23 protein-coding genes are annotated in these 22,995 nt (G+C 66.7%); 13 read left to right on the forward strand and 10 right to left on the reverse strand.

From position 1 onward, the window contains the following. Positions 1–2 precede the first annotated feature (2 nt). Positions 3–836 carry a carboxylating nicotinate-nucleotide diphosphorylase gene (gene nadC, locus J0J10_RS07885; protein WP_291645984.1) on the reverse strand — a complete coding sequence of 278 codons (834 nt, stop codon included), beginning with the start codon at positions 834–836 and terminating at the stop codon, positions 3–5. A gap of 353 nt (positions 837–1,189) precedes the next feature. Between nadC and J0J10_RS07890 the strand changes: the two genes are divergently transcribed. The 4 genes from J0J10_RS07890 to J0J10_RS07905 are packed head-to-tail and all read left to right on the forward strand — an operon-like array spanning position 1,190 to position 4,729. Next, a complete protein-coding gene (locus J0J10_RS07890; RefSeq protein ID WP_291645985.1) occupies positions 1,190–2,680 on the forward strand; it encodes a 6-hydroxynicotinate reductase in 1,491 nt (496 codons plus the stop codon). 3 nt (positions 2,681–2,683) lie between these two features. Further along, positions 2,684–3,571, forward strand: a complete 888-nt coding sequence (locus J0J10_RS07895) for a UPF0280 family protein (protein ID WP_291645986.1) — start codon at positions 2,684–2,686, stop codon at positions 3,569–3,571. Further along, complete coding sequence (locus J0J10_RS07900) at positions 3,564–4,148, forward strand: amino acid synthesis family protein (RefSeq protein ID WP_291645987.1); 585 nt, start codon at positions 3,564–3,566, stop codon at positions 4,146–4,148. Before J0J10_RS07895 ends, J0J10_RS07900 begins: the two co-directional genes overlap by 8 nt. Then, entirely contained in the window at positions 4,145–4,729 is a 585-nt protein-coding gene (locus tag J0J10_RS07905) for an amino acid synthesis family protein (protein WP_291645988.1), read from the forward strand. The genes J0J10_RS07900 and J0J10_RS07905 overlap by 4 nt, the downstream gene beginning before the upstream one ends. 126 nt (positions 4,730–4,855) lie before the next feature. On the opposite strand, the gene J0J10_RS07910 is transcribed toward J0J10_RS07905, so the two are convergent. From J0J10_RS07910 to J0J10_RS07920, 3 genes are all read right to left on the reverse strand, one after another. Then, entirely contained in the window at positions 4,856–8,419 is a 3,564-nt protein-coding gene (locus tag J0J10_RS07910) for a molybdopterin cofactor-binding domain-containing protein (protein ID WP_291645989.1), read from the reverse strand. After that, positions 8,416–8,910, reverse strand: a complete 495-nt coding sequence (locus tag J0J10_RS07915) for a (2Fe-2S)-binding protein (protein ID WP_291645990.1) — start codon at positions 8,908–8,910, stop codon at positions 8,416–8,418. The genes J0J10_RS07910 and J0J10_RS07915 overlap by 4 nt, the downstream gene beginning before the upstream one ends. 251 nt (positions 8,911–9,161) lie before the next feature. Further along, positions 9,162–10,358, reverse strand: coding sequence for an amidohydrolase family protein (locus J0J10_RS07920; protein ID WP_291645991.1), 1,197 nt, complete (start codon positions 10,356–10,358; stop codon positions 9,162–9,164). 159 nt (positions 10,359–10,517) lie between these two features. Here J0J10_RS07920 and fdxA point away from each other — a divergent pair, with 159 nt between their 5' ends. Both fdxA and J0J10_RS07930 read left to right on the forward strand, forming a co-directional pair. Then, positions 10,518–10,847, forward strand: a complete 330-nt coding sequence (gene fdxA, locus J0J10_RS07925) for a ferredoxin FdxA (protein ID WP_291645992.1) — start codon at positions 10,518–10,520, stop codon at positions 10,845–10,847. A 59-nt stretch (positions 10,848–10,906) separates the two neighbouring features. After that, complete coding sequence (locus J0J10_RS07930) at positions 10,907–11,680, forward strand: ferredoxin--NADP reductase (protein ID WP_291633806.1); 774 nt, start codon at positions 10,907–10,909, stop codon at positions 11,678–11,680. A gap of 393 nt (positions 11,681–12,073) precedes the next feature. On the opposite strand, the gene J0J10_RS07935 is transcribed toward J0J10_RS07930, so the two are convergent. From J0J10_RS07935 to J0J10_RS07960, 6 genes are all read right to left on the reverse strand, one after another. After that, a complete protein-coding gene (locus J0J10_RS07935) occupies positions 12,074–12,805 on the reverse strand; it encodes an ABC transporter permease (protein ID WP_291645993.1) in 732 nt (243 codons plus the stop codon). Positions 12,806–12,814: 9 nt separating this feature from the next. After that, positions 12,815–13,561: an ABC transporter permease gene (locus J0J10_RS07940; protein ID WP_291633810.1), complete on the reverse strand. Its 747-nt coding sequence runs from the start codon at positions 13,559–13,561 to the stop codon at positions 12,815–12,817. Positions 13,562–13,564: 3 nt separating this feature from the next. After that, positions 13,565–14,410, reverse strand: coding sequence for an ABC transporter ATP-binding protein (locus J0J10_RS07945; RefSeq protein ID WP_291633812.1), 846 nt, complete (start codon positions 14,408–14,410; stop codon positions 13,565–13,567). Further along, entirely contained in the window at positions 14,407–15,384 is a 978-nt protein-coding gene (locus J0J10_RS07950) for an ABC transporter substrate-binding protein (protein ID WP_291633814.1), read from the reverse strand. The genes J0J10_RS07945 and J0J10_RS07950 overlap by 4 nt, the downstream gene beginning before the upstream one ends. Then, positions 15,381–15,671, reverse strand: a complete 291-nt coding sequence (locus tag J0J10_RS07955) for a hypothetical protein (protein ID WP_291645994.1) — start codon at positions 15,669–15,671, stop codon at positions 15,381–15,383. Before J0J10_RS07955 ends, J0J10_RS07950 begins: the two co-directional genes overlap by 4 nt. A 105-nt stretch (positions 15,672–15,776) precedes the next feature. Beyond that, positions 15,777–16,226, reverse strand: a complete 450-nt coding sequence (locus tag J0J10_RS07960) for a hypothetical protein (RefSeq protein ID WP_291645995.1) — start codon at positions 16,224–16,226, stop codon at positions 15,777–15,779. Positions 16,227–16,450: 224 nt separating this feature from the next. Here J0J10_RS07960 and J0J10_RS07965 point away from each other — a divergent pair, with 224 nt between their 5' ends. The 7 genes from J0J10_RS07965 to J0J10_RS07995 all read left to right on the forward strand — a co-directional run bounded on the left by J0J10_RS07965 (position 16,451) and on the right by J0J10_RS07995 (position 22,993). Then, positions 16,451–17,098, forward strand: a complete 648-nt coding sequence (locus J0J10_RS07965; RefSeq protein ID WP_291633820.1) for a helix-turn-helix domain-containing protein — start codon at positions 16,451–16,453, stop codon at positions 17,096–17,098. 270 nt (positions 17,099–17,368) lie between these two features. Then, positions 17,369–19,036, forward strand: coding sequence for a cytochrome-c oxidase, cbb3-type subunit I (gene ccoN / locus J0J10_RS07970; protein WP_465247168.1), 1,668 nt, complete (start codon positions 17,369–17,371; stop codon positions 19,034–19,036). 12 nt (positions 19,037–19,048) lie between these two features. Then, positions 19,049–19,819 carry a cytochrome-c oxidase, cbb3-type subunit II gene (gene ccoO / locus J0J10_RS07975; protein WP_291645997.1) on the forward strand — a complete coding sequence of 257 codons (771 nt, stop codon included), beginning with the start codon at positions 19,049–19,051 and terminating at the stop codon, positions 19,817–19,819. 8 nt (positions 19,820–19,827) lie between these two features. Then, positions 19,828–19,986, forward strand: coding sequence for a cbb3-type cytochrome oxidase subunit 3 (locus J0J10_RS07980; protein WP_291633826.1), 159 nt, complete (start codon positions 19,828–19,830; stop codon positions 19,984–19,986). Positions 19,987–19,989: 3 nt separating this feature from the next. Beyond that, entirely contained in the window at positions 19,990–20,874 is an 885-nt protein-coding gene (ccoP, locus tag J0J10_RS07985) for a cytochrome-c oxidase, cbb3-type subunit III (RefSeq protein WP_291645998.1), read from the forward strand. 1 nt (position 20,875) lies between these two features. After that, positions 20,876–22,312, forward strand: a complete 1,437-nt coding sequence (gene ccoG / locus J0J10_RS07990; RefSeq protein WP_291645999.1) for a cytochrome c oxidase accessory protein CcoG — start codon at positions 20,876–20,878, stop codon at positions 22,310–22,312. A 159-nt stretch (positions 22,313–22,471) separates the two neighbouring features. Then, on the forward strand, positions 22,472–22,993 hold the full coding sequence (locus tag J0J10_RS07995; protein ID WP_291633832.1) for a FixH family protein: 522 nt from the start codon (positions 22,472–22,474) through the stop codon (positions 22,991–22,993). Positions 22,994–22,995: the final 2 nt, after the last annotated feature.

Raw genomic sequence — 22,995 nt, forward strand, 5'->3', positions numbered from 1 at the left:
GATCAGGCTTCGTCGAGGCCGATGTCGACGGCGGGTGCCGACTGGGTGATCTTGCTGGTCGAGATATAGTCGACGCCGGTCTGGGCGATCGGACCGATCGTGTCGATGCGGATGCCACCGGAGGCCTCGACCTTGGCGCGGCCGGCGATCAGCCCGACCGCCTTGGTCATGTCGGCGACCGACATGTTGTCGAGCATGATCACATCGGCGCCGGCTTTGACGGCCTCCTCGACCTGTTCGAGCCGGTCGCATTCGACCTCGAGCTTGGTCAGCACCGGCAGCGTCTTGCGGGCGCGCTCGACGGCGGCGGTGATGCTGCCGCACACGGCGATATGATTGTCCTTGATCATCACGCCGTTATCGAGGCCGAGGCGATGATTGAGGCCGCCGCCGCAGGTCACGGCATGCTTCTCCATCATGCGCAGGCCGGGCGTGGTCTTGCGGGTGTCGATCAGCCGCGCCTTGGTGCCGGCGATGGCGGCGACATAGCGCGCGGTCTCGTTGGCGATGCCCGAAAGGCGCTGGGCGATGTTGAGCGCGGTGCGCTCGGCGGTCAGCACGCTGCGCGCGGCGCCTTCGATCTCCATCAGGATGGCGCCCTTCTCGACCTTGTCGCCATCCTTGACCAGCAGCTTCACCTTGAGCTCGGGATCGTAGCGCTTGAAGACACGGGCGGCGACCTCGATGCCGGCGACGATCATCGGCTCGCGGGCGTTCATGTGGAACTTACCGGTCTCGTCCGGCTCGATCATGACCTGCACGGTCAGGTCGCAGGCGCCGATATCCTCGGTCAGCCAGAGATCGATCAGGCGATCCGTCGCAAAGCTGTCGTACATCGAAACCCCTCCTCGGGCGTGATCGCCTTGACCTTTTCCCGCGGAATCGGTCGGCCGATCCGAAGGTAAATTTATTTGTATACGAATAATAACAGTCGATTTTTCGGGCTGTCAATCAGAGCTGGATAGCGGCAAGCGGGCCGCCTGTCTCGCCGGGTGCCGGGCTTTTGGCTCATCGCGCGAGCAAGCGAAGAAAACCCAGGCTGTGGCGGCTTTAGCAGGCCTGCGCGCTTCTGCCCGGCCCGGTGGCTGGACCCCGTCCGGGCAGAGTGCCGACTTGACAGCCGGGCAACCATGCGCCACCATCATTTGTATACAAATGATATGGCCGGAAGTGACGGCGAGGGTTGACGATGAGCCTGGAGGAAACGGCCACGGCCACGGCCGCCGACGACAAGATTCGCTGCGATGCCTGTCCGGTCATGTGCTACATCAAGCCGGGCGCGGTCGGTGCCTGCGACCGCTATGGCAATGTCGACGGCAATCTCGTCCGGGTCGATCCGCATGTGATGCTCGACCGCACCATCGATCAGGGCGGCGAGTTGGTTTCCTTCGCCGGCCCGCGTGAATGGGATGGCGACATCCTGCACCAGCCCGGCACCTTCGTCACGGCGATCGGCGCCGGCACGACCTATCCCGACTACAAGCCCGCGCCCTTTATCGTCTCTTCCGAGGTCGACGGCGTCGACATGGTCACCGTCGTGACCGAGGGCATCTTCAGCTATTGCGGCGTCAAGGTGAAGATCGACACCGACCGCTTCCTCGGCCCGGAGACCGCGATCGTGCGCGTCGAGGGCGAGGCGGTCGGCCATGTCACTTCGGGCGAATACGGCTCACAGATGCTGTCGCTCGGCGGCGTTCACCACCTGACCGGCGGCTCGAAGAAGGAGGGCCGCGTCACCTGCGACGCGCTGCTCCAGCTCAGCAACGGCAAGGCGGTCGAGCTTACGATCGATGGCGGCGAGACCGTCATCGTCCAGGCCGGCAAGCCGCCGATCGTCAACGGCGTCGAGGAAAGCCGGATGCGCGTCGGCTGCGGCTCGGCGACGATCGGCATCTTCGCCAAGCAATGGCATGGCAAGGTCGACGAGGTCGTGGTCGTCGACGACCACATCACCGGCGTGCTCTCGGAGCACCAGGCCGGCAAGCTGCTCGGCATGCCGGCGACGGGCCTGAAGATGAAGGGGCGGCGCTCGACGCCCGGCCGCTATTTCCAGGTCGCGCAACCCGGCACCGGCTGGGGCGGTACCAATATCAGCGATCCCCTGACCATTCTCGGGCCGTTCGATCCGAAGGTCGCCTATCCCGGCCTGCGCCTGCTGATGGTCTCGACCACCGGCGAGCACGCCGCCTATTACGAGCTCGACGAGAAGCTCGTACCGGTCGAGATGCAGATGCCGGAGCGGCTGGTCGAGCCGGTCGAGCGCATCGCCGAGAATTGCGAGCCGGCGCTTTCGACCGTGCTGTTTATCGGCGGCGCCGGCGGTTCGCTGCGGGCCGGCGTCACCGAGAATCCCGTCAGGCTGACGCGCTCGGTCAAGGACGCGCTGACCTATGTCACCTGCGGCGGCGCACCGGTCTATATCTGGCCGGGCGGCGGCATCACCTTCATGGTCGACGTCACCCGCCTGCCCGAGAACGCCTTCGGCTATGTGCCGACGCCGGCCCTGGTCGCGCCGCTCGAATTCACCATGAAGCTCTCCGACTATCAGGAGCTCGGCGGGCATATGGACCATGTCCGGCCGCTTTCTGAGCTCAACGCCGACGGCCGGCTGAAGCTGCCGCAGCGGCTCGACAATCCCTGGCCGCTGGCGCCGGAGCGGATACGCCGCTCGCACGGCTGAGCGATGTTCGAGCCCCCCTCCGCGCGCCTGCTGCCAGACGGCAAGCGCCTGCTGCTCCAGCAGGGGCCGATCGACCTCGTCGTCGAGGCGACCGGCCCGGCGGCGGCGGTCGAGGCGGCCTATCGGGCGGCGATGCGGCGCTTCGACGGGCTGCTCGCGGAGCTCTGCGGCGAGCTTGCCCTGCTACGCTCGCCGGTGCGGGCGAACAGCCCGGTTCCGGAAGGGCCGGTCGCCCGGCGGATGCATCAGGCGGTCGCCCCCTTCGCCGGCAGGATCTTCATCACGCCGATGGCTGCTGTTGCCGGCTCGGTGGCGCAGGAAATCCTCGACGTCATGGTCGAGGCTGCGCCGCTGGCGCGTGCCTATGTCAATAATGGCGGCGACATCGCCCTGCATCTGGCCGATGGCGAGGCCTTCCGGATCGGCCTTGTGGAACGTCCGGACCGGCCAAATCTCTTCGCCACCGCCAGCATCGCCGCCCGCGATCCGGTGCGCGGCATCGCGACCTCCGGCTATCTCGGCCGCAGCTTTTCACTGGGCATCGCCGAGGCGGTGACCGTGCTCGCCCCGAGCGCCGCCATGGCCGATGCGGCCGCGACCGTGATCGCCAATGCGATCGACCTGCCGGGCCATGCTGCGATCGAGCGCCTGCCGGCCGAGGCCATCCAGGTCGACAGCGATCTCGGCGCGCGCCTCGTCACCCGCAAGGTCGGACCGCTGACCGAGACCGAAATCGAAACGGCGCTCGCAGCCGGCCTCGCCGAGGCGCAGCACCTGCGCGGAGCCGGCCTGATCGTCGCCGCCGCGATGCATCTTCAGGGCGTGAGCCGGGCTCTCGCCACGCCTATGATCCTTCAAGAACAAGCCGAGAGGAGACTTGCCCGTGCCTGAGATCGTCGTGCGGAAATATGCCGTGACCGTGGAGGAGATCTTTCACGAGGGCGGCCCGGCCGCGTCCGTGCCGCTGAAGCGCGGCGCGGCGCTGGCGGTGATCGCCAATCCTTACGCCGGTCGCTATGTCGAGGACATCCAGGGCTTCATGGATGATCTCAAGCCCTTCGGCCTCGCCATGGCGCGGCGCCTGCTCGCGGCGATGGGCGGCGACGTCAAGGCGATCCAGGGCTATGGCAAGGGTGCCATCGTCGGCGCCGCCGGCGAGATCGAGCATGGCGCGCTCTGGCATGTGCCGGGTGGCTATGCGATGCGCGAACTGCTGGGGGACGCCAAGGCGATCGTGCCTTCGACCAAGAAGGTCGGCGGGCCGGGCACGCGGCTCGATATTCCGGTCACCCATGTCAACGCCTCCTATGTCCGCAGCCATTTCGACGCCTTCGAGATCGGCATCACCGACGCGCCCAGGGCCGACGAACTGCTGCTCGCGCTGGTGATGACGACGGGTTCACGCATCCATGCCCGCGTCGGCGGCCTGAAGGCGAGCGAGATCAAGGGCGAGGACGGGCTGAGATGAAGGCTTCCATCCGCAAGATCGTCACCATACTCGACGAGACCCATTCCGAGATGGGCCAGCCCGTCGCGCCGGCGATCCGCCGGGTCGCGGCGGTGGCGGTGATCGCCAATCCCTTCGCCGGCAAATACCAGCCCGATCTCTCCGAGCTGATCGAGATCGGCGAGGAGCTCGGCGACCTGCTCGGCCGCTATGCGCTGAAGGCGCTCGGCATCGAGGGCGAGGCCGTGCAGGGCTATGGCAAGGCCGCCGCCGTCGGTGAGGACGGCGAATATGAGCATGCGGCGGCGATCCTGCACCCGAAGCTCGGCGCGCCGCTGCGCAAGCTGCTCGGCAAGGCGCCGGCTCTGATCCCGTCCTCGAAGAAGCGCGGTTCGCTCGGCGTCGTCCTCGACATTCCGCTCGGCCACAAGGCCGGCGCCTATGTCCGCAGCCATTTCGACGGCATGGAGGTCCGCATTCCCGATGCGCCGCGCGCCGGCGAGATCGTCGTCGCGGTGGCGCTGACCAGCGGCGGTCGCCCGCTGCCGCGCGTCGGCGGCCTGACCCATGACGAGGTCAAGGGCGAGGACGGGCTGCGCTGAGAGGCGTCCACGTTTCAGATTGGCGCTCGAAACTCCATGTCATGCTCGCCCTTGTGGCGAGCATCCGCGTGTTGAGCGAAGGAAGATGCGGATGGCCGGAACAAGCCCGACCATGACGTCGAGTGGTCAGCGTCCGGCTTTCCGCGCCTTCGTGACCGCCTCTTCAATCCCCTCCCAGCCCGGCTTCCCCCGGGCGAAGCGGCCGCGCAGATAGCCGGCGAGCTCGGCGATCTGGCGGTCGTCGAGCGCCGTCGCGAAGGAGGGCATCGAGCCGATGCCATGCTGGCCGCCTTCCAGCAGCATGTTGACGAGATTGGTCGGCGTCGCGGCATGGAGCTTCGAGGACAGGCCGAGCGCCGGCCCGGCATTGACCAGCGCCGCCGTGCGACCGGGCTCGTGGCAGGCGGCGCAGGCGCCCTGATAGAGGCGTGCGACCGGCGAGGTCGCGGGATTTGCCGCGGCGCTGGTGGCGAGCTCGATCCGGCTGGCGCGGGCTTCGATCTCGGCGTCCGGCAGCGGCTCGCTGAGTGAGGCGAGATAGCTCGCCATCGCCTTGATATCGGCATCCGGCAGCTCTTTGAGCTCCGCGATCACCGGCGCCATCGGCCCGGCTGCGGCGCCGTGATGCTGCGAGGTTCCGGTGCGCAGATAAGCGTAGAGTTCGGCCTCGCTCCAGGGTAGCGGCCCGGCCGAGATCCTGGTCAGGGCCGGCGCCTCCCAGCCCTCGGCCTCGCCACCGGAAAGATAGGCGCGGCCGCCGCGCTCGGCGCCGAGCGCGTTGCGCGGCGTGTGGCAGGCGCCGCAATGGCCGAGCCCGTCGACGAGATAGCGGCCGCGATTCCACTCGTCCGAGCGGGCTGGTTCCGGCTTGAGCTCGCCCTGCGGCCGGAACAGCAGGTTCCAACCGGCTAACAGCGGGCGCAGATTGACGGGGAAGACCATCCGGCTCGGCTGGTTCTCCTGCCTGACCGCCGGCTGCGACATCAGGAAGGCGTAGAGCGCCTGGAGGTCGGCCTCGCTGGTTTTCGCGTAGCTCGCATAGGGGAAGGCCGGGTAGAGATGGCGGCCGTCGCGGTGGATGCCGGCGCGCATCGCCCGCTCGAAGGCCGGATAGGACCAGTTGCCGATGCCGGTTTCCGGATCGGGTGTGATGTTGGTGGTCATCACCATGCCGAAAGGCGTCTCGAGCGCGAGACCGCCGGCATAGGGCACGCCGTCCTTCACCGTATGGCAGACGGCGCAGGCGCCGAGCGCCGCGAGCTGGCGGCCTCTCTCGATCGTCGCCGCCGACCAGGTCGCGGGATCGGGCCGGGCGATCGGAGCGATCGACGGCGCGAGCGCGAAGGAGGCGGCGGCGAAGGTCGCTGCACCGGCAAAGGCGGCGCCGAGCTTGCTCCACAGGCCGAAGCGGCGGGATTTGGCGGAAAGCTGCGGCGCGGCCGGTGCTGACGGCGGTAAGCGCCCGAGGCCGGCGAGCACGCGCTCGGGCGTCAGCGGCAATTCGCGAAAGCGCACGCCGGTCGCGTCAAAGACGGCGTTGACGATGGCGGCGGCGCTGGGGACGGAAGCCGACTCGCCGGCGCCGAGTGGCGCCTCGTGCTGCTTGTCGAGGAGCAGCACGTCGATCGCCGGCAGTTCCGGGAAGGTCAGGACGGGGTAGGCGCCCCAGTCGCGGGCGGCGACGGCGGTGGTCTGCGAGAAGCTCACCTCCTCGCGCAGCACACGACTGGTCGACTGCAGGACATTGCCATGGACCTGATGGGTGACGCCGGCTGGGTTGACGACCATGCCGGTGTCCTGGCCGACGGTGACGCGGCTGACCGTGACCTCGCCGGTCGTGCGGTTGACCGCGACATCGGCGACCCAGGCGGCCCAGGCGGCGCCGACGCCCGGCCAGCTGCCATGGACATAGCGCGCCTGCGCGAAGCCGCGGCCGCGCAGGATCTCGCCATATTCCTCCATGCGCGGGCCGATATGCGGCTGCCAATTGGCGCGTTCGGCGGTGGCACGCGTCAGCTCGGCGGCGCGCTCGTCATTGATGTGGCGCAGGCGGAACTCGACGGGGTCGACGCCGGCCTCATGGGCGAGCTCGTCGATATAGCTCTCATGGGCGAAGACGTTGGGCATGGCCGAGACGCCGCGCAGCCAGGATGCGCGGACGATCGGCGGCATGTCATAGGCCGTCAGCCGCATGTTCTCGTAGTCGTAGGAGGGCACCGCGGTGCGGTCGCCCATGCGCAGCGTCGCCGGCTGGTTCGGGATCCGCCCGGTCAGCAGCAGCGCGAGCGTCGGCGCCGCGTTCGACGGATACCAGGTGTGGAAGTCATAGGCCGGCAGCGAGCCGCCGGGGCCGAGGCCGCCCTTGATGTCGATCAGCTGGGCGGCGCCCTTCGGCTCCCAGAGATGTTCCTGCTCGCGGGTGAGCTGGACGCGCACCGGGGCGCCGACGGCGCGCGAGAGCAGCACCGCATCGGCGGCGACGTCGTCGGCGCAGTTGCGACCATAGCAGCCGGCGGCTTCGTGGCGGATGATGTCGATCTGCTCGCGCGGCAGGCCGGTGAGCACGGCGAGGTCGTTCTGCAGCGGAAACGGGTTCTGGCTGCCGCTCCAGACGGTGACGCCGTCGGCGCGCACATCGGCGACGGCGCAGGACGGGCCGATCGAGCCATGCATGTGGTAGGGCCAGACATAGGTGCGGTCGAGCCGCTTCTCGAGCTTGCCGAGCGCAGTTTCGACATCGCCTTCGTCGACCAGCAGGCGCGGCGTCGAGGGATGAGTGCGCAGGGCCTGGGCGACATCGGAGAGGTCCGGCGGCGTGAACGAGCGCCACTCGGCCTTCAGGGCGAGCGCCGCTTCCGCCGCCTGCTCCTCGCGCTCGGCGACGATGCCGATGAAATCGCCCTCGACGACGAGGGCGCGGATGCCGGGAATGCCGGCGAGCGAGTCGCGATCGACTGCGATCAGGCTGCGCCCGACGAAGTCGCCGGCATCCATGCCGGAATAGGGCGGGCGGACGACACGGCCATGCAGCATGCCGGGCACGCGCACGTCATGGACATAAACGAAGCTGCCATCGACCTTGGCGGGGATGTCGACCCGCGCCACCGATCGGCCGATCAGCCTGTGATGGTCGATCGGCTTGAACTGCGCGCTCTCGGCCAGCGGCAGCAGCAGGCGCTCATTGGCGAGCAGCGTGTCGAGTCCGATCGCCGGGATGTCGGCCTCGCCGCGATAGAGCCGGCCGTCGCGCAGGCTGATCTCATCCTCGCTGCAGGTAAGCGCCGCGGCGGCGAGCCCGATCAGCCTTGTGCGGATCTGGGTCGCGCCGATCCGCATCGCCACCGAGGTGACCTGGATCGTCTCGCTGGCGATGGTCGCGCCCTGGTCGGGGGTATCGGCGGTGTCACCGAGTACCATCTCGACGGCCTCGAAGGGAAAGTCGAGCTCCTCCGCCACCATCTGGGCGAGCGCGGTGCGGATGCCGGTGCCGAGATCGACATGGCCGGAAAAGGCGAGAATGCGCCCTTCGGCCGTGAGGCAGACATGCAGGTCGAGCGCGTCTTCGGAACTGTCCCCGGCGGGCGCGCCCTTGCGCGGCGCGACGACGGCGATGATCCCGCCGCGCCGCAGCAGCGCCCGGCGGGAGAGGGGAGGCGGCGGCGCGCTGTCGTTCATCGCGCTGTGGTTCATGGCGTGCCCGTCTCGCCGGTCCGGGCGCGCGCGACGGCGAGCATCACGGCCCTGACGATCTCGACATGGGTGCCGCAGCGGCAGAGATTATAGCGCAGCGCCTCGCGGACCTGCGCCTCGCTCGGCGCCGGGTTGACGGCCAGGAAGGCCTTGGCGGTCATGATCATGCCGTTGATGCAGTAGCCGCATTGCGCGGCCTGGGCGTCGATGAAGGCCTGCTGGACCGGATCGGGGCCCGCGCTGCCAGCGAGTCCTTCGAGCGTGACGATCTCGCGCTCTTCCGCCAGCCGGACCGGCAGGGCGCAGGCGCGGGCGGCGATGCCATCGATCAGCACGGTGCAGGCGCCGCATTCGCCGAGGCCGCAGCCGAATTTCGGGCCGTTCAGCGAAAGGTCGTTGCGCAGGAAGAAGAGCAGGGGGGTATGCGGCTCGCCCTCGACGAGGTGATCGGCGCCATTGACGCGCAGGGCGAAGCGCCGCGTCGTTCTCATGGCTCGTCCGGGCGGGGCGAGGCGCCTTTGATCGCGATTGTCGTCACGTGACCCAAATCGTTCGCATACGAATGAGAATAAGTACAAGTTGCGGCGCGCGGCAAGCGGGATTTGACGCGGGGGAAGTGCGTCGCCGTCATGCTCGCCCTCGTGGCGAGCATCCACGTCCTGAACACGCCCTCGCCGATGGAAGCGAAGACGTGGATGGTCGGCACAAGGCCGACCATGCGGTATGGGGCGTGGACCCCCGCTCAGTGCTGGACGGAGGGGATCTTCTCGGCCGGCGGGGTGTTGCGGCTGATGCCGCTGCGGACGATGCCGTCGATCACGATCATGCCGATGCCGGGCAGGTCGCCGAGCTGGATCGAGTCGAGGAAGTTCCTGCCGGCGGAATGCTGGGCCTTGTCCATGAAGACGAAATCGGCGCTGCGCCCGACCTCGATCAGCCCGCAATCGAGGCTGCGCATCCGCGCCGTGTTGCCGGTGGCGAAGCAGAAGGCCACTTCAGCCGGGACATCGCCGAGCGAGGACAGCATCGAGACCATGCGGACGATGCCGAGCGGCTGGACGCCGGAGCCGGCGGGGCCGTCGGTGCCGAGGATGACGCGCTGCAATTCGCCCATTTCGCGGGCGACGCGCAGCGTGTAGAGCGCGGCGCGCTCATTGCCGTTATGGACGAGTTCGAGGCCGCGCTTGCAGCCCTCGCAGATGCAGCGGATCTCCTTGTCGGGCAAGGCGGTATGGCCGCCATTGATATGGCCGACGACATCGGTGTCGGCCTCGAGCACCACGTCGGCACCGATCAGGCCGGAGCCGGGAATCGAGGGGCCGCCGGTGTGGATAGTCGACTGAATCCCATATTTGCGGGCCCAGGCCACCATCTGCTTGGCCCGCGCGCCGTCCTTGACGCCGCCGAGGCCGACCTCGCCGAGCAGCTTCACGCCGGCATCGGCCAGGTCCTTGAAGTCCTGCTCGACCATGCCGGGCTCGATCACCGGCGCGCCGGCATGGATCTTGACGCCGCCGGGGCGAAAGGCGGTGAAGGCGCGCTGGGCATAGATCGCCATGGCCTTGAGCCCGACAATGTCCTTGGGCCGGCCGGGGGTGTGGACCTCGCCGGCCGAGATCATGGTGGTGACGCCGCCATGCATGGTCGAATCGATCCAGCCGATCTGGTTCTGGCGCGGCGTCCAGTCGCCGGCGACGGGGTGGACATGGCTGTCGATCAGGCCGGGCGAGAGCACGGTGCCGTTGGCGTCGATGACGGTGTCGGCCTGGTCGGTGTCGAGATCCTTGAAGCGGCCGACCGCGGCGATCCTGCCGCCGATGGCGACGAGCGTGTCGGCGTCCAGGATCGGGCGCTCAATGTCGCCGGAGAGCATCAAGCCGATATTCTTGATCACCAGCTTGTGGTTGGCGCCGACCGTCGCCGTCTGCAGTTCAGCCATCTCGTTCCGCCCCGTAAGCCTTCGCCGCCTCCTGTGAGGCCTGCGATATCCTCTCCGTCCCGATCCCGATTGACAAGTGTGATCGAAGGCGGCATATCGTTTGTGTACTAACAAGTTTTGCATCTGCCTTCCCAGCCTGTCAAGCGGCAAGGATCACGCATGGCCTTTGCAGTCACCAGCGCCTGCATCCGTTGCAAATACATGGATTGCGTCGAGGTCTGTCCCGTCGACTGCTTCTATGAAGGCGAGAACATGCTCGTCATCCATCCTGACGAGTGCATCGATTGCGGCGTCTGCGAGCCGGAATGCCCGGCCGAGGCGATCGTCGCCGACAATGCCGAGGGGGCGGCCGCGTGGCTCGCGCTCAACGCCAGGCTGGCGCCGCTCTGGCCGAACATCACCGAGAAGCGCGATCCGCCGGCCGATGCGGATGATTGGAAGGGAATACCGGACAAACTCGACCTTCTTTCCGAACGCGCGGCGATGTGATAGCTGCCTGCCTGCGTTCGATGATCGGCTTTTTCCTGGGCTAACCGAGGAACGACGAGATGAGCAATTTCTACGAGGAGCGCGTGCTCAGCGTCCATCACTGGACCGATACGCTCTTCAGCTTCACGACGACCCGCGACACGACGTTCCGCTTCAAGAACGGCCAGTTCACGATGATCGGCATCAAGGTCGACGAGAAGCCGTTGCTGCGCGCCTATAGCGTCGTCAGCACCAATTACGACGAGAACCTCGAATTCTTCTCGATCAAGGTGCCGGACGGGCCGCTGACCTCGCGCCTGCAGAACCTCAAGGTCGGCGACCCCATCATCGTCGGCAAGAAGGCGACGGGCACGCTGGTGCTCGACAATCTCAAGGACGGCAAGCGCCTGTTCCTGCTCGGCACCGGCACCGGCCTTGCGCCCTTCCTGTCGCTGATCCGCGATCCCGAGACCTATGAGCGCTATGAGAAGGTGGTGCTGGTGCATGGCTGCCGGCAGGTGGCCGAGCTCGCCTATGGCGAACAGATCACCCAGCACCTGCCCAATGACGAGTTCCTCGGCGAGATGATCCGCGAGCAGCTGATCTACTATCCGACGGTGACGCGCGAGCCCTTCCGCAATCGTGGCCGCATCACCGATCTGCTGACCTCGGGCCAGCTCTTCGAGGATATCGGCCTGGGCCCGTTCGATCCCGCCAGCGACCGCTTCATGCTCTGCGGCAGCCCGCAAATGCTGGTCGACCTCAAGAAGATCTTCGAGGACCATGGCATGGAAGAAGGCAACCATGGCGAGGCCGGCGACTATGTGATCGAGCGCGCCTTCGTCGAGCGCTGAACCGCCCGATTGAGCGGCAGATAAAAAGCAAGCGGCCGGCCCCGTCATGGGCCGGCCGCTTTGCTTTGTCGGCACCACTTTTCCTCTGACAGCTCATCCCGGGCGGCCAGGGGAAGAGCAGGGAGCTATCCTTTGCCGGGAAGGCTCAGGAGCCGGTTCGAGGATGGCAGCCCGTTTTCCTGAGGAGCTGCGGCGCAGCGTCTCGAAGCCTGCTCCCGATGGCTTCAGGTCCCCTGAAGCATCCTTCGCGATGCCATCCCTGGCGGAATGGCTCCGCAGGATCAGGCCCGTCTGAAATCGCAAGACGGGTTCTCGGAGCTGGATGCCGGAGCGGCACAGTTTTCCGCCGATCCGGTCTGACGAAGAGGGCCGAGGGCAGGGCCGCCGCCCGACCTAGCGATGTGTCAGCTGGCGGTTGAACAGCATCATCAGGCTGTTGCAGCTCACCGCGAAGACGGTCAGCAGGAGCGCGATCGCCATGATCGTGTCGATCTGGCCGAGATTGATGGCGCTGGTCAGAAGGAAGCCGAGACCGCGCTGCGAGGCGAACATCTCGCCGATCAGCACGCCGAGCAGGGTCAGCGAAAAGCCGAGGCGCACGCCCGAGATGATCTCCGGCAGGATCGCCGGCAGGATCACGGTGAAGGCCGATTGCGAAGGCGAAAGGCGCATCACCTGCGAGGTGCGCCGGTAGACCGGCTTCATCTGGCGGATCGCGTTCATCGAGAACAGGGTGATCGGGATCAGCCCGTGCATCACGCCGAAGGCGATCTTGGCGGAGATGCCGAGGCCGAAGCAGAGCAGCACCAGCGGGTAGAGCACGACCTTGGGGATAGAATAGAGCGTGGTCAGGATCGGCTCGGCGACGTTGCCGGCGAGCTTGCGGACCCCGAGTACGATGCCGAGGCTGATGCCGCCGAGCAGCGAGAGGAGGAAAGCGGCGACGAAGGCCCGCATCGTTTCGCTGATGTTGAGCCAGAACTCGCCGGTGCCGAGCAGCGAGCCGAGCTTGACGACGGTCTGCAATGGCGAGGCGATGGCCGAGGAGCCGACGAGGAGATGGAAGCCCTGCCAGAGCAGGATGAAGGTCAAAAGGACGATGAGAGTGCCGGCGAGTCTGGGCATGGCGTCACCTCACCGCTGGCGGCGCGCCTGGAGGCGCCGGTCGATCATGTTGAGGATCGTGTTGACGATGGTGACGGTCACCAGCACGAGCAGGATCAGCGCGTACATGTGCCCGTTCTCGAACAGGTTGTAGGCATAGGCGATGGCGTAGCCGATCCCGGCGCCCGAGAGGATGAACTCCGAGGCGATCACTCCGATGAAGGAATAGGCGACCGAAAGCTTCACGCCGGTGAAGAGATAAGGCAGCGTCGCCGGCAGCTCGACGAGGAGCGCGGTCTTGGCCCGCGACATCCGGTAGATCTGCGCCGTCTTGCGCAGCACGCGCGGAATCCGGTCGAGCCCGTTCAGCGTCGCGGTGATCATCGAGACCACGGCGAGCAGCACGGCGATCGCGATGATCGAGGCCGAGCCGACGCCGAAGAGCGTGATGAAGATCGGATAGAAGACGAAGGTCGGGACGGCATAATAGCTCGCCAGAAGCGGCTCGAGCGCATGGCGCAGCGCCGGCAGCGAGTAGATGATCAGGCCGGCGACGAAGCCGAGCACGATCGAGAGCGCCGTCGAGATGGCGATGTTGGTGAAGGTCGTCCGGATATCGGCCGAGAACTGGCCGGTGCGCAGGATCTCGGCGAGCTCGACCACCATCTGCGAGGGCGCCAGCATCACCATGCGGGGGATGACGCCGACCCGGCAGAGCAGCTCGACCAGGAGGATCATCGTCGCGACGACGATCAGGCGCAGCCATTTTTCCGACATGGCTCAGCTCTTCCCGGCCGACATGATCTTCAGCGCCTCGACGCGCAGCTTCTCCCAGAGCCGGGCGGTGATGTCGCCGAAATGCGGGGTCGAGACCACGCGGCTGTCGCGGTCGCGCTCCCAGCCGGTTTCGACGAAGTCGATGAAGGTGCCCGGCCTGGTCGACATCACGCCGACCCGGTCGGACAGCATCGCCGCCTCGTCGAGGGCGTGGGTGATCAGCAGCACCGTGGCCGAGGTTTCGCGCCAGAGCCGCAGCAATTCGTCGCCCATCAAGAGGCGGGTCTGCTGGTCGAGCGCGCCGAAGGGCTCGTCGAGCAGGATCAGCCTGGGCTGCATCACCAGGGTGCGGGCGATGCAGACCCGCTGGCGCATGCCGCCGGAGAGCTGGGCCGGAAAGGAGGCCGCGAAGTCCTTCAGCCCCATGAAGCCGATGGCATAGTCGACGCGGCGCTGGATCTCGGCCGGGTCGACGCCGGCGCGCCGGAGCCCGAAGGCGACGTTGTCGCGGACATTGAGCCAGGGAAAGGAGGCGTCCTCCTGGAAGACGACGCCGACCCCGTCGGGCACGCCGTTGACCGGCTTGCCCTCGAAATGCGCCGTGCCGGCCTGCGGGGCGCTGAGCCCCGCAAGAATGTCGAGCAAGGTCGACTTGCCACAGCCCGAGGGGCCGACGACCGAGAAGAATTCGCCCTTGGCGAGATCCAGATCGATCGGTCCGAGCGCGTGCAGGGTCGACTTCGGCAGCTGGAAGATCCGCGTGACGCCGCGCAGCGTCGCATGGGCTTCAACGGGCGCCGGTTGCTGCTTGAGTGTCACGACCTTGGCGCCCGCTGCGGCCGGGTTCATTGCTTGGCCTGCAGATCGGCAGGCAGGAAGGATTTGTCGAGCACGGTCGACCAGTCGATGTCGTTCTTGACCTCGCCGATCAGCTTCAGGCCTTCGACGATACGGTTGAGCTCGGTGATGCTGAACTCGCCCTCGCTCCACATCTTCGGGCCGATCATGTTGTCGACGGCTTCCTTGGCGACTGCCGGCTCGAGCTTGTAGAGCTTCTCGATGATCTTGGCGGTCTCGGCCGGGTCCTTGTAGATCGCCTGCACGCCGGCGCGGCGGCCCGCGATGATCGCCTTGAGCTTGTCGGGGTGCTCCTGCGCGAATTTGCGGGTGGTGATGCCGACCGAGGTGGTCATCGGCTTCAGGATGTCGCCGGCCTTGTAGACCGTGCGGTACTTGTCCTTGCGGATGATCGAGAGCGGCTCGATCAGCACCGAGCCGGCGATCGCGCCCTGCTCGAGCATGGTCAGCGCCGGGACATAGCCGCCGGCGGCGACGCGCTGAACCTTGGCCTGGTCGATGCCCTTCTCTTTCAGGACCATCAGGAAGAGCATTTCCGAGACGGATTTCGGCGAGGTGATCGCGACCTTCTTGCCGACCAGATCCTCGACGCTCTTCACCTCGGAGTTCGGCATGGTGACCATCGAGGCCTCGGCGACGCTGCGCGTCCCGGTGTTGACGATGACGAGGTCGAGCCCCTGAGCCTTGGCGGCGAGCGCCGCGGAGACCGCGACCTCGCCATAGGGCGTCGCGCTGGCGAGGATGTTCCGGACCGTGGTGCCGCCGCCGCCGGAGCCGATGATGCCGGTGATGTCGATGCCGGCCTGCTTGAACAGCCCCTTCTCCATCGCGACCGCATAGGGTGCGCCATAGAGGCTCGCGCCCCATTGCGTCACGGAAATCTCCTCGGCGCGCACCGGCGCCTGCAGGCAAAGCATCGTGACCGCAGCAGCCGCGAACTGCCGGAAACCAAAGAAATCCGTCATGCCTCTCTCCCGATAAGGTCCATGCCTGCGATTGTTATCGTTCCAGCATGCTGCCAAAATTTCATTTGTATACAAATAACGATCTCAGCATGAGGAAATCTTGTCAAGCGGGTAAGGAGCGAGAATCCGCCGGTCTGGAAGCCGAATTTGGCGGGCGTGGCCGGATGCGGCGCGAGCGGAATCTTCGCCATATCGCAGCCGATATGGTGCCAATTCAATGCTGAAAGCTCCTTTGGATCGGCGCGGGGCGCGGCGCCGGAATCGCCGTGTGGCAACGGCGTCAGCATCGGGGGCGACGCCGCGTCTGGCAAGCCCGAATGGGGGGGCGCGGCGGAATTGATATTGTTCGTGTACGAACTATCTGGATTTGGGCGATGGCCGGCCGGCAGCGCTCAGCTGCGGGGGCACGCCCGCAGCGTGACCCGATCGAGCGCATAGCCGGCGCGCGCCAGGCTGCGATCGTCGAAGGTCGCGACCGAGACCGGTTCGAGGTCGAGCAGGACGGCAGGCAGTCCGAGTTCGGCCGCCAGTTTGCCGGCGAAGCGCATCATGGCCCGCATCGGTACCGAGCCCGGGAGCCTGGCCGTGGCGAGTTCGCTGATCTGCAGCGTCGCCTCGTCGCGCAGCGAGCGCTGCACGGCGAAGGCGAAGATCGCATGGATGCAGCCGCGGGCATCTTCGAGGACGACGAGGCCGCGCCGGCCGTCCTTGGCGCTGAAGGAGCGCAGATAGCGCGTCCACTGCGCCTTGCTGATATCGGGATGGAACATGGCGACGAGCTGGTAGGCCCGGCCCGCTTCCGCCGCTCCAATCCGCCGTGCTTGCAGGATATCCTCGGTCACCTTGTCACGCCCCTCCCAGGCAGGTGGAGAGGACAGGTGCGGCATCCCGCCCGCATTGATCCGTATCAATTACAAATCTAGGGTTTGATGCATGACTATTCCCCGGGTCGGCGTGCCCGCCATGCGGGGGCGTAGTGAGGTGAGACGCCGTGGATTGCACTGTTTTGGCTTGTGCCCAGCAACGCCCCCAGAAGGCGGGTTGCCAGAGTTGTGGCATTCGCCCGATGAGCATCTGCGCCTGCCTGGCCTATGACGAGCTCGCTCTGCTCGATGCGCTGGCGCACCCCGTCACCTTCGGTGCCAAGGAAACGCTGTTCGTTCAGGGCCAGCCGGCCGAGGCGGTCTACAACATCACCGGCGGCACGGTGCGGCTCTACAAGCTCCTGCCCGACGGGCGCCGGCAGATCGTCGGCTTCGCCCTGCCCGGCGACTTCCTCGGCCTGGCGATGCGCGACGCCTTCGGCTTCTCGGCCGATGCGATCGAGACCGTCACCGCCTGCGCCTTCCCCCGTTCGGCCTATTCGGCGCTGGTCGACGCCAAGCCGCATCTGCTGCGCCGCCTGCACGACTATGCCACGCATGAGCTGACCCTGGCGCATGAGCAGATGCTGCTGCTCGGCCGCCGCAATGCCGAAGAGCGGCTGGTCTGCTTCCTGCTGACGATGCGCGAGCGCTGGACGAGGCTCGGACGCTCCTCGGCGACGGTCGAGCTGCCGATGAGCCGGCAGGATATCGCCGATTTCCTCGGACTGACGATCGAGACGGTCAGCCGAACCTTCAGCAAGCTCGCCAAGAGCCGCAAGATCCTGATCGTGCCCGATGGCGTGCGTCTGCTCGACATCGAGGGCATGACGAATCTCGCCGCGGCCTGAAGACTCCATCGCCTAAGGGAGATCGCGCCGGTCTGGCCTCTCCGGCGGGCTGAATGCGTTGCGGCGGCGATGGGCCTGCCGCGGCGTTTCGCTGCGGTGCAAAATGACCGCGAGCCCGGCGCCGACTGGCGCCGTTCCTTCGAAAAACATCAGTATCCTCAGACGCTGCAGGGTCAGTTGATCTGTATCAAGGCCGAGCGGCGCGCGCGGGAGTAACTCCCTCGCTGGGCGGCGTCCGTGTTGCGCTGCAGCGAGAAGAAAGGGTGTCGCATGGCGGCGATAGGCTATCCGATCCGGCGGGCCACGGTAGGAGAGATAGGCGGGATGGTGATCGCGGCCGCGGCCGTGCTGCCGCTGATCCTGATCGCTGCGATGACCGAGGACCGTGGGTACGCTTTCCATGCAGCCCTCGGGGCGCTGGCGGCGCTGGGGTCCGTGTTCCTGATCGCGAACCGCTGCTTCCGGCCCGGCCAGGTTCCGGCGCCGCAGGAGATCGGCGGCCGGCCGAACTACAATATGGAGCCGGTCAAGTTCGCGACCGTCGCGGCGATGGTCTGGGGCATCGCCGGCTTCACCGTGGGGCTGATCATCGCCCTGCAGCTCGCCTTCCCCGACCTCAATTTCGACCTGCCCTGGATCAATTTCGGCCGGCTCCGGCCGCTGCACACCTCGGCGGTGATCTTCGCCTTCGGCGGCAACGTGCTGATCGGCACCTCGTTCTACGTGGTCCAGCGCACCAGCCATGCCCGCCTCGCCGGCGATCTCTCGCCCTGGTTCGTGGTGCTCGGCTACAACCTCTTCATCGTCATCGCCGGCACCGGCTATCTGCTCGGCATTACGCAGAGCAAGGAATACGCCGAGCCGGAATGGTATGCCGATCTCTGGCTGACCGCGGTCTGGGTCGTCTATCTCCTGGTCTTCCTGGGGACGCTGGCCAAGCGCAAGGAGCCGCATATCTATGTGGCGAACTGGTTCTATCTCGGCTTCATCCTGACCATCGCCGTCCTGCATGTCGGCAACAACCTGGCCTGGCCGGTCTCGGTGCTGTCGCCGAAGTCCTATGTGCTCTGGTCGGGCGTTCAGGACGCGATGTTCCAGTGGTGGTACGGTCACAACGCCGTCGGCTTCTTCCTGACCGCTGGCTTCCTGGCGATCATGTACTATTTCGTGCCGAAGCGTGCGGAGCGGCCGGTCTACAGCTACCGGCTCTCGATCATCCACTTCTGGGCGCTGATCTTCCTCTATATCTGGGCCGGTCCGCACCATCTGCACTACACCGCTCTGCCGGACTGGGCGCAGACGCTCGGCATGACCTTCTCGATCATGCTGTGGATGCCCTCCTGGGGCGGCATGATCAACGGGCTGATGACGCTGTCGGGGGCCTGGGACAAGCTGCGCACCGATCCGGTCCTGCGGATGATGGTCGTCTCGCTCGCCTTCTACGGCATGTCGACCTTCGAGGGCCCGCTGATGTCGATCAAGGCGGTCAACTCGCTGTCGCACTACACCGACTGGACCATCGGCCACGTCCATTCCGGCGCGCTCGGCTGGGTCGCCTACGTCTCCTTCGGCGCGATCTACTGCCTCGTGCCCTGGCTGTGGAACCGCAAGGGTCTGTATTCGCTCAAGCTGGTGAACTGGCACTTCTGGGTCTCGACGCTCGGCATCGTGCTCTACATCTCGGCGATGTGGGTCTCGGGCATCATGCAGGGCCTGATGTGGCGGGCCTATACCTCGCTCGGCTTCCTCGAATACTCGTTCATCGAGACGGTCGCGGCGATGAAACCCTATTACGTGATCCGTGCGATGGGCGGCGGCCTCTTCCTGGCCGGCGCGCTGATCATGGCCTTCAACCTCTGGATGACGGTGAGGAGCGACGCGGTCGGCGCGTCGCAGCGCGAGCCCGCGCCCGATCCGCAGCTCGTCCCCGCCCAGTAAGGAGCCTGTCCCATGTCGAGCCTCGACGCCCCCAAGCAGGCGCCGCGCCAGTCGCTGTGGTCGAAGCACAAGATCTTCGAGACCAATTCGATCATCCTGGTGATCGGGGTGCTGATCGTGATCTCGATCGGCGGATTGGTCGAGATCGCGCCGCTCTTCTATCTGCGCAACACGATCGAGAAGGTCGAGGGCATGCGGCCCTATACGCCGCTGGAGCTCGCCGGCCGCGCGATCTATGTGCGCGAGGGCTGCTATAACTGCCACAGCCAGATGATCCGGCCGCTGCGCGACGAGATCGAGCGCTACGGGCATTATTCGCTGGCTGCGGAGAGCATGTACGACAAGCCGTTCCAGTGGGGCTCGAAGCGGACCGGGCCCGACCTCGCCCGCGTCGGCGGCAAGTACTCCGACGAATGGCAGCTCGCCCATCTCAACCGGCCGCGCGATCTCGTGCCGCAGTCGATCATGCCGGGCTATCCCTTCCTGGCGAAGACCGAGCTGAACTACAACGACATCGCCAACCATCTGCGCGCCAACCGTGCCGGCGGCGTGCCCTATACCGACGAGATGATCGAGGATGCCAAGCGCGACCTCGAGGCGCAGGCGACGCCCGACCATCCGCGCGCCGCGGAGCTGGAGAAGCGCTATCCGAAGGCGCAGATCCGCGATTTCGACGGCGATGCCCAGAAGATCAGCGAGGCCGATGCCCTGATCGCCTATCTGCAGGTGCTCGGCACGCTGGTCGACTTCAAGCTCTACGACGACAAAGCCAACATCCGGTGAGCACCGTCATGACGACATCGACCTATGCCTGGCTCGCCCATTTCGCCCAGTCGACCGGGGTCCTCTATTTCATGGGCCTGTTCCTGGCGATCTGCGCCTACGCCTTCTGGCCGAGCAACCGCGCCCGCTTCGAGGAAGCGGCCCGCACCCCCCTGCGGGAGGACTGAACCATGGCGGACCACAAGAGCACGCCGCAGATCGACGCCGCGACCGGCCAGTCGACCACCGGCCATGATTGGGACGGCATCCAGGAGCTGAACACGCCCTTGCCGCGCTGGTGGCTCGGCATCTTCTACGCCACGATCATCTGGTCGATCGGCTACTGGATCGTCTACCCGGCCTGGCCGCTGGTGACCGACGCGACCAAGGGCGTGATCGGCTATGCCTCGCGCATCGAGATCTCCCAGGACCTGGCGCTGATGAAGCAGGAGCGCGCGGCCCAGTCCAAGGGGCTGACGGAAGCCTCCTTCGAGCAGATCAAGGCCAATCCGGAGCTGTTCCGCATCGCCATGGCGCAGGGCAAGGCCGCCTTCGGCGACAATTGCGCCGCCTGCCACGGCGTCGGCGGCGGCGGAGCCAAGGGCTACCCGAACCTCAATGACGACGACTGGCTCTGGGGCGGCTCCTTCGCCGAAATCCAGAAGACGCTGGAGCACGGCATCCGCTTCGCCGGCGATCCCGATACGCGCGTCAGCCAGATGCCGGCCTTCGGCCGCGAGAAGATGCTGGACGCCGCGCAGATCCGCGCCGTCGCCAACCATGTCCGCTCGATCGCCGGCCTGTCGACCGAGCCGAAGGCCGACCTCGGCGGCGGCGCCAAGCTCTTTGCGGACAACTGCGCCGCCTGCCATGGCGACCAGGGCAAGGGTAATCGCGAAATGGGGGCACCCGACCTGACCGACGCGATCTCGCTCTACGGCATGGACATGGCGTCGCTGACCGAGACGATCGCCAACAGCCGCAACGGTGTGATGCCGGCCTGGAACCAGCGCCTCGACCCGACGACGATCAAGGCGCTGACCGTCTACGTGCATTCGCTGGGCGGGGGTCAGTAAGATGTCAGCTGCCGACGCAGACGACCTGCCACTCTTCGCTCCGTCGAAGAAGGTCTATCCTCAGAGCGTCTCCGGCCCTTACCGGAGAGTGAAATGGGGCATTCTGGTCCTCTGCCTCGGCATCTACTACCTGCTGCCCTTCCTGCGCTGGGACCGCGGTCCGAATCTGCCGAACCAGGCGGTTCTGGCCGATATCGCCAATAACCGCTTCTATTTCTTCTTCATCGAGATCTGGCCGCAGGAGGTCTACTACTTCACGGGGCTGCTGATCCTGGCAGCCTTCATGCTGTTCCTGATGAATGCGGTCGCGGGCCGGATGTGGTGCGGCTATCTCTGCCCGCAGACGGTCTGGACCGATCTCTTCCTCGTGGTCGAGCGCTTCTTCGAAGGCGACCGCCGCGAGCGGATCAAGCGCGACGAAGCGCCTTGGTCCTTCGACAAGGCCTGGCGCAAGACCGCCAAGCACGCGGTCTGGCTGGTGATCGCCTGGTGGACCGGCGGCGCCTGGGTGCTCTACTTTGCCGATGCGCCGACCCTGGTGAAGGAGCTTGCGACCTTCACCGCGCCGCTCTCGGCCTATGTCTGGATCGCGATCCTGACCTTCACCACCTATACGCTGGCCGGGATCATGCGCGAGCAGGTCTGCACCTATATGTGCCCCTGGCCGCGCATCCAGGCGGCGCTAACCGATGACGACGCGCTCAACGTCACCTATCGCTATGATCGCGGCGAGCCGCGCGTCTCGATCAAGCAGGCCCAGCGCCTGCGCAGCACCGGCGCGCCGGCCGGCGATTGCATCGACTGCAACCAGTGCGTCGCGGTCTGCCCGACCGGGATCGACATCCGTGACGGGGCGCAGATGGACTGCATCCAGTGCGGGCTGTGCATCGACGCCTGCAACACGGTGATGGCCAAGGTCGGCTATCCCGCCGGGCTGATCGCCTACGACACCGACGACAACGTCAAGCGGCGGCAGGCCGGGCAGAAGCCGGTTTACCGGCCGATCCGCGCCCGCACCCTGACCTATGCCGCGCTCATCCTGGTGGTCGGCAGCGCGATGATCTACCAGCTCGCGACACGCCAGATGGCCGATATCTCGGTTCTGCACGAACGCTCGCCGCTGTTCGTCAAGCTCAGCGACGGCTCGATCCGCAACAGCTACACCGTCCGTCTGCTCAACAAGCGGCCGGAGGCGCGGCCCTTCGCGCTGACGGTGTCGGGGCCGGCGGGGGCGCGCATCGAGGTGGTCGAGGCGCAGGCGACGGCGGATCCGCGGCCGATCGTGACGGTCGAGGCCGACAGCTCGCGCGAGGTCCGCGCTTTGGTCACCGTGCCGGCCGATGTCCATCTCGACAAGTCGCAACCGATCACCATCACCGCCTCGGATCTCTTCGCCGGCGAAGTCGTGCGGGCCGAGGATCACTTCATGGCGCCTTAGCGCCGAACTTCCTCGGGCGGGCGCGCAGTCGGCGCCGGCCCGAGGCCCGATCTGATCGGGATCAAAGCGTTGAGGCAGGGTCCATGCGAAATCTTCGCTCCGAGGCTTTCCCGTTCCTGCCCTAGCGAGAGCTCCATGTCCTGCTGCGGAGGCTTTGCCATGCCGATCGACCTGCCAGCCCTGCCGCCGGCGCCTCGCGCGCCGTTCAGGCTCAGCGGCCGCTTCGTGCTCTTCGCGATGATCGGCTTCTTCGCAGTGGTCGCCGGGGTGAACGCGGTGATGATGACGATCGCGATCCGGACCATGCCGGGCGTCGACGTGAAAAGCGCCTACGAGACCAGCCAGCGCTTCAATCAGGAGATCGCCCGGATGCGGGCGCAGGGCGAGCGTGGCTGGCATGTCGATGCCGACCTGCGGCGGGAAGGCGGTGCCGAGGTGGTGGCCGTGAGCTTCGCGGACAAGTCCGGGCAGCCGGTCGTTGGGCTGTCCGTCGATGTCAGGCTGGAGCATCCGGCGCGGCGCGGCAGCGACCGGCAGGTCGTGCTCGCCGAGATCGCGCCCGGGCGCTATCAGGCGCAGCTGTCGGACCTGCCCGCCGGGGCCTGGACGCTGGTGCTGAGCGCCCAGCGCGACGGCGCCGCCGTCTTCGACACCCGCAGCCGCGTGATGCTGAAGGACTGAGC

It is taken from the genome of Allobosea sp., from assembly GCF_017308075.1.
Classification (GTDB): Bacteria; Pseudomonadota; Alphaproteobacteria; order Rhizobiales; family Beijerinckiaceae; genus Allobosea.

What these genes read in the sequence shown, in the direction of transcription:
- nadC (WP_291645984.1), bottom strand. Translation starts at nt 836, where the DNA reads ATGTACGACAGCTTTGCGACGGATCGCCTGATCGATCTCTGGCTGACC.
- J0J10_RS07890 (WP_291645985.1), top strand. Translation starts at nt 1,190, where the DNA reads ATGAGCCTGGAGGAAACGGCCACGGCCACGGCCGCCGACGACAAGATT.
- J0J10_RS07895 (WP_291645986.1), top strand. Translation starts at nt 2,684, where the DNA reads ATGTTCGAGCCCCCCTCCGCGCGCCTGCTGCCAGACGGCAAGCGCCTG.
- J0J10_RS07905 (WP_291645988.1), top strand. Translation starts at nt 4,145, where the DNA reads ATGAAGGCTTCCATCCGCAAGATCGTCACCATACTCGACGAGACCCAT.
- J0J10_RS07910 (WP_291645989.1), bottom strand. Translation starts at nt 8,419, where the DNA reads ATGAACCACAGCGCGATGAACGACAGCGCGCCGCCGCCTCCCCTCTCC.
- J0J10_RS07915 (WP_291645990.1), bottom strand. Translation starts at nt 8,910, where the DNA reads ATGAGAACGACGCGGCGCTTCGCCCTGCGCGTCAATGGCGCCGATCAC.
- J0J10_RS07920 (WP_291645991.1), bottom strand. Translation starts at nt 10,358, where the DNA reads ATGGCTGAACTGCAGACGGCGACGGTCGGCGCCAACCACAAGCTGGTG.
- fdxA (WP_291645992.1), top strand. Translation starts at nt 10,518, where the DNA reads ATGGCCTTTGCAGTCACCAGCGCCTGCATCCGTTGCAAATACATGGAT.
- J0J10_RS07930 (WP_291633806.1), top strand. Translation starts at nt 10,907, where the DNA reads ATGAGCAATTTCTACGAGGAGCGCGTGCTCAGCGTCCATCACTGGACC.
- J0J10_RS07935 (WP_291645993.1), bottom strand. Translation starts at nt 12,805, where the DNA reads ATGCCCAGACTCGCCGGCACTCTCATCGTCCTTTTGACCTTCATCCTG.
- J0J10_RS07940 (WP_291633810.1), bottom strand. Translation starts at nt 13,561, where the DNA reads ATGTCGGAAAAATGGCTGCGCCTGATCGTCGTCGCGACGATGATCCTC.
- J0J10_RS07945 (WP_291633812.1), bottom strand. Translation starts at nt 14,410, where the DNA reads ATGAACCCGGCCGCAGCGGGCGCCAAGGTCGTGACACTCAAGCAGCAA.
- J0J10_RS07950 (WP_291633814.1), bottom strand. Translation starts at nt 15,384, where the DNA reads ATGACGGATTTCTTTGGTTTCCGGCAGTTCGCGGCTGCTGCGGTCACG.
- J0J10_RS07955 (WP_291645994.1), bottom strand. Translation starts at nt 15,671, where the DNA reads ATGCTGACGCCGTTGCCACACGGCGATTCCGGCGCCGCGCCCCGCGCC.
- J0J10_RS07965 (WP_291633820.1), top strand. Translation starts at nt 16,451, where the DNA reads ATGAGCATCTGCGCCTGCCTGGCCTATGACGAGCTCGCTCTGCTCGAT.
- ccoN (WP_465247168.1), top strand. Translation starts at nt 17,369, where the DNA reads ATGGCGGCGATAGGCTATCCGATCCGGCGGGCCACGGTAGGAGAGATA.
- ccoO (WP_291645997.1), top strand. Translation starts at nt 19,049, where the DNA reads ATGTCGAGCCTCGACGCCCCCAAGCAGGCGCCGCGCCAGTCGCTGTGG.
- J0J10_RS07980 (WP_291633826.1), top strand. Translation starts at nt 19,828, where the DNA reads ATGACGACATCGACCTATGCCTGGCTCGCCCATTTCGCCCAGTCGACC.
- ccoP (WP_291645998.1), top strand. Translation starts at nt 19,990, where the DNA reads ATGGCGGACCACAAGAGCACGCCGCAGATCGACGCCGCGACCGGCCAG.
- ccoG (WP_291645999.1), top strand. Translation starts at nt 20,876, where the DNA reads ATGTCAGCTGCCGACGCAGACGACCTGCCACTCTTCGCTCCGTCGAAG.
- J0J10_RS07995 (WP_291633832.1), top strand. Translation starts at nt 22,472, where the DNA reads ATGCCGATCGACCTGCCAGCCCTGCCGCCGGCGCCTCGCGCGCCGTTC.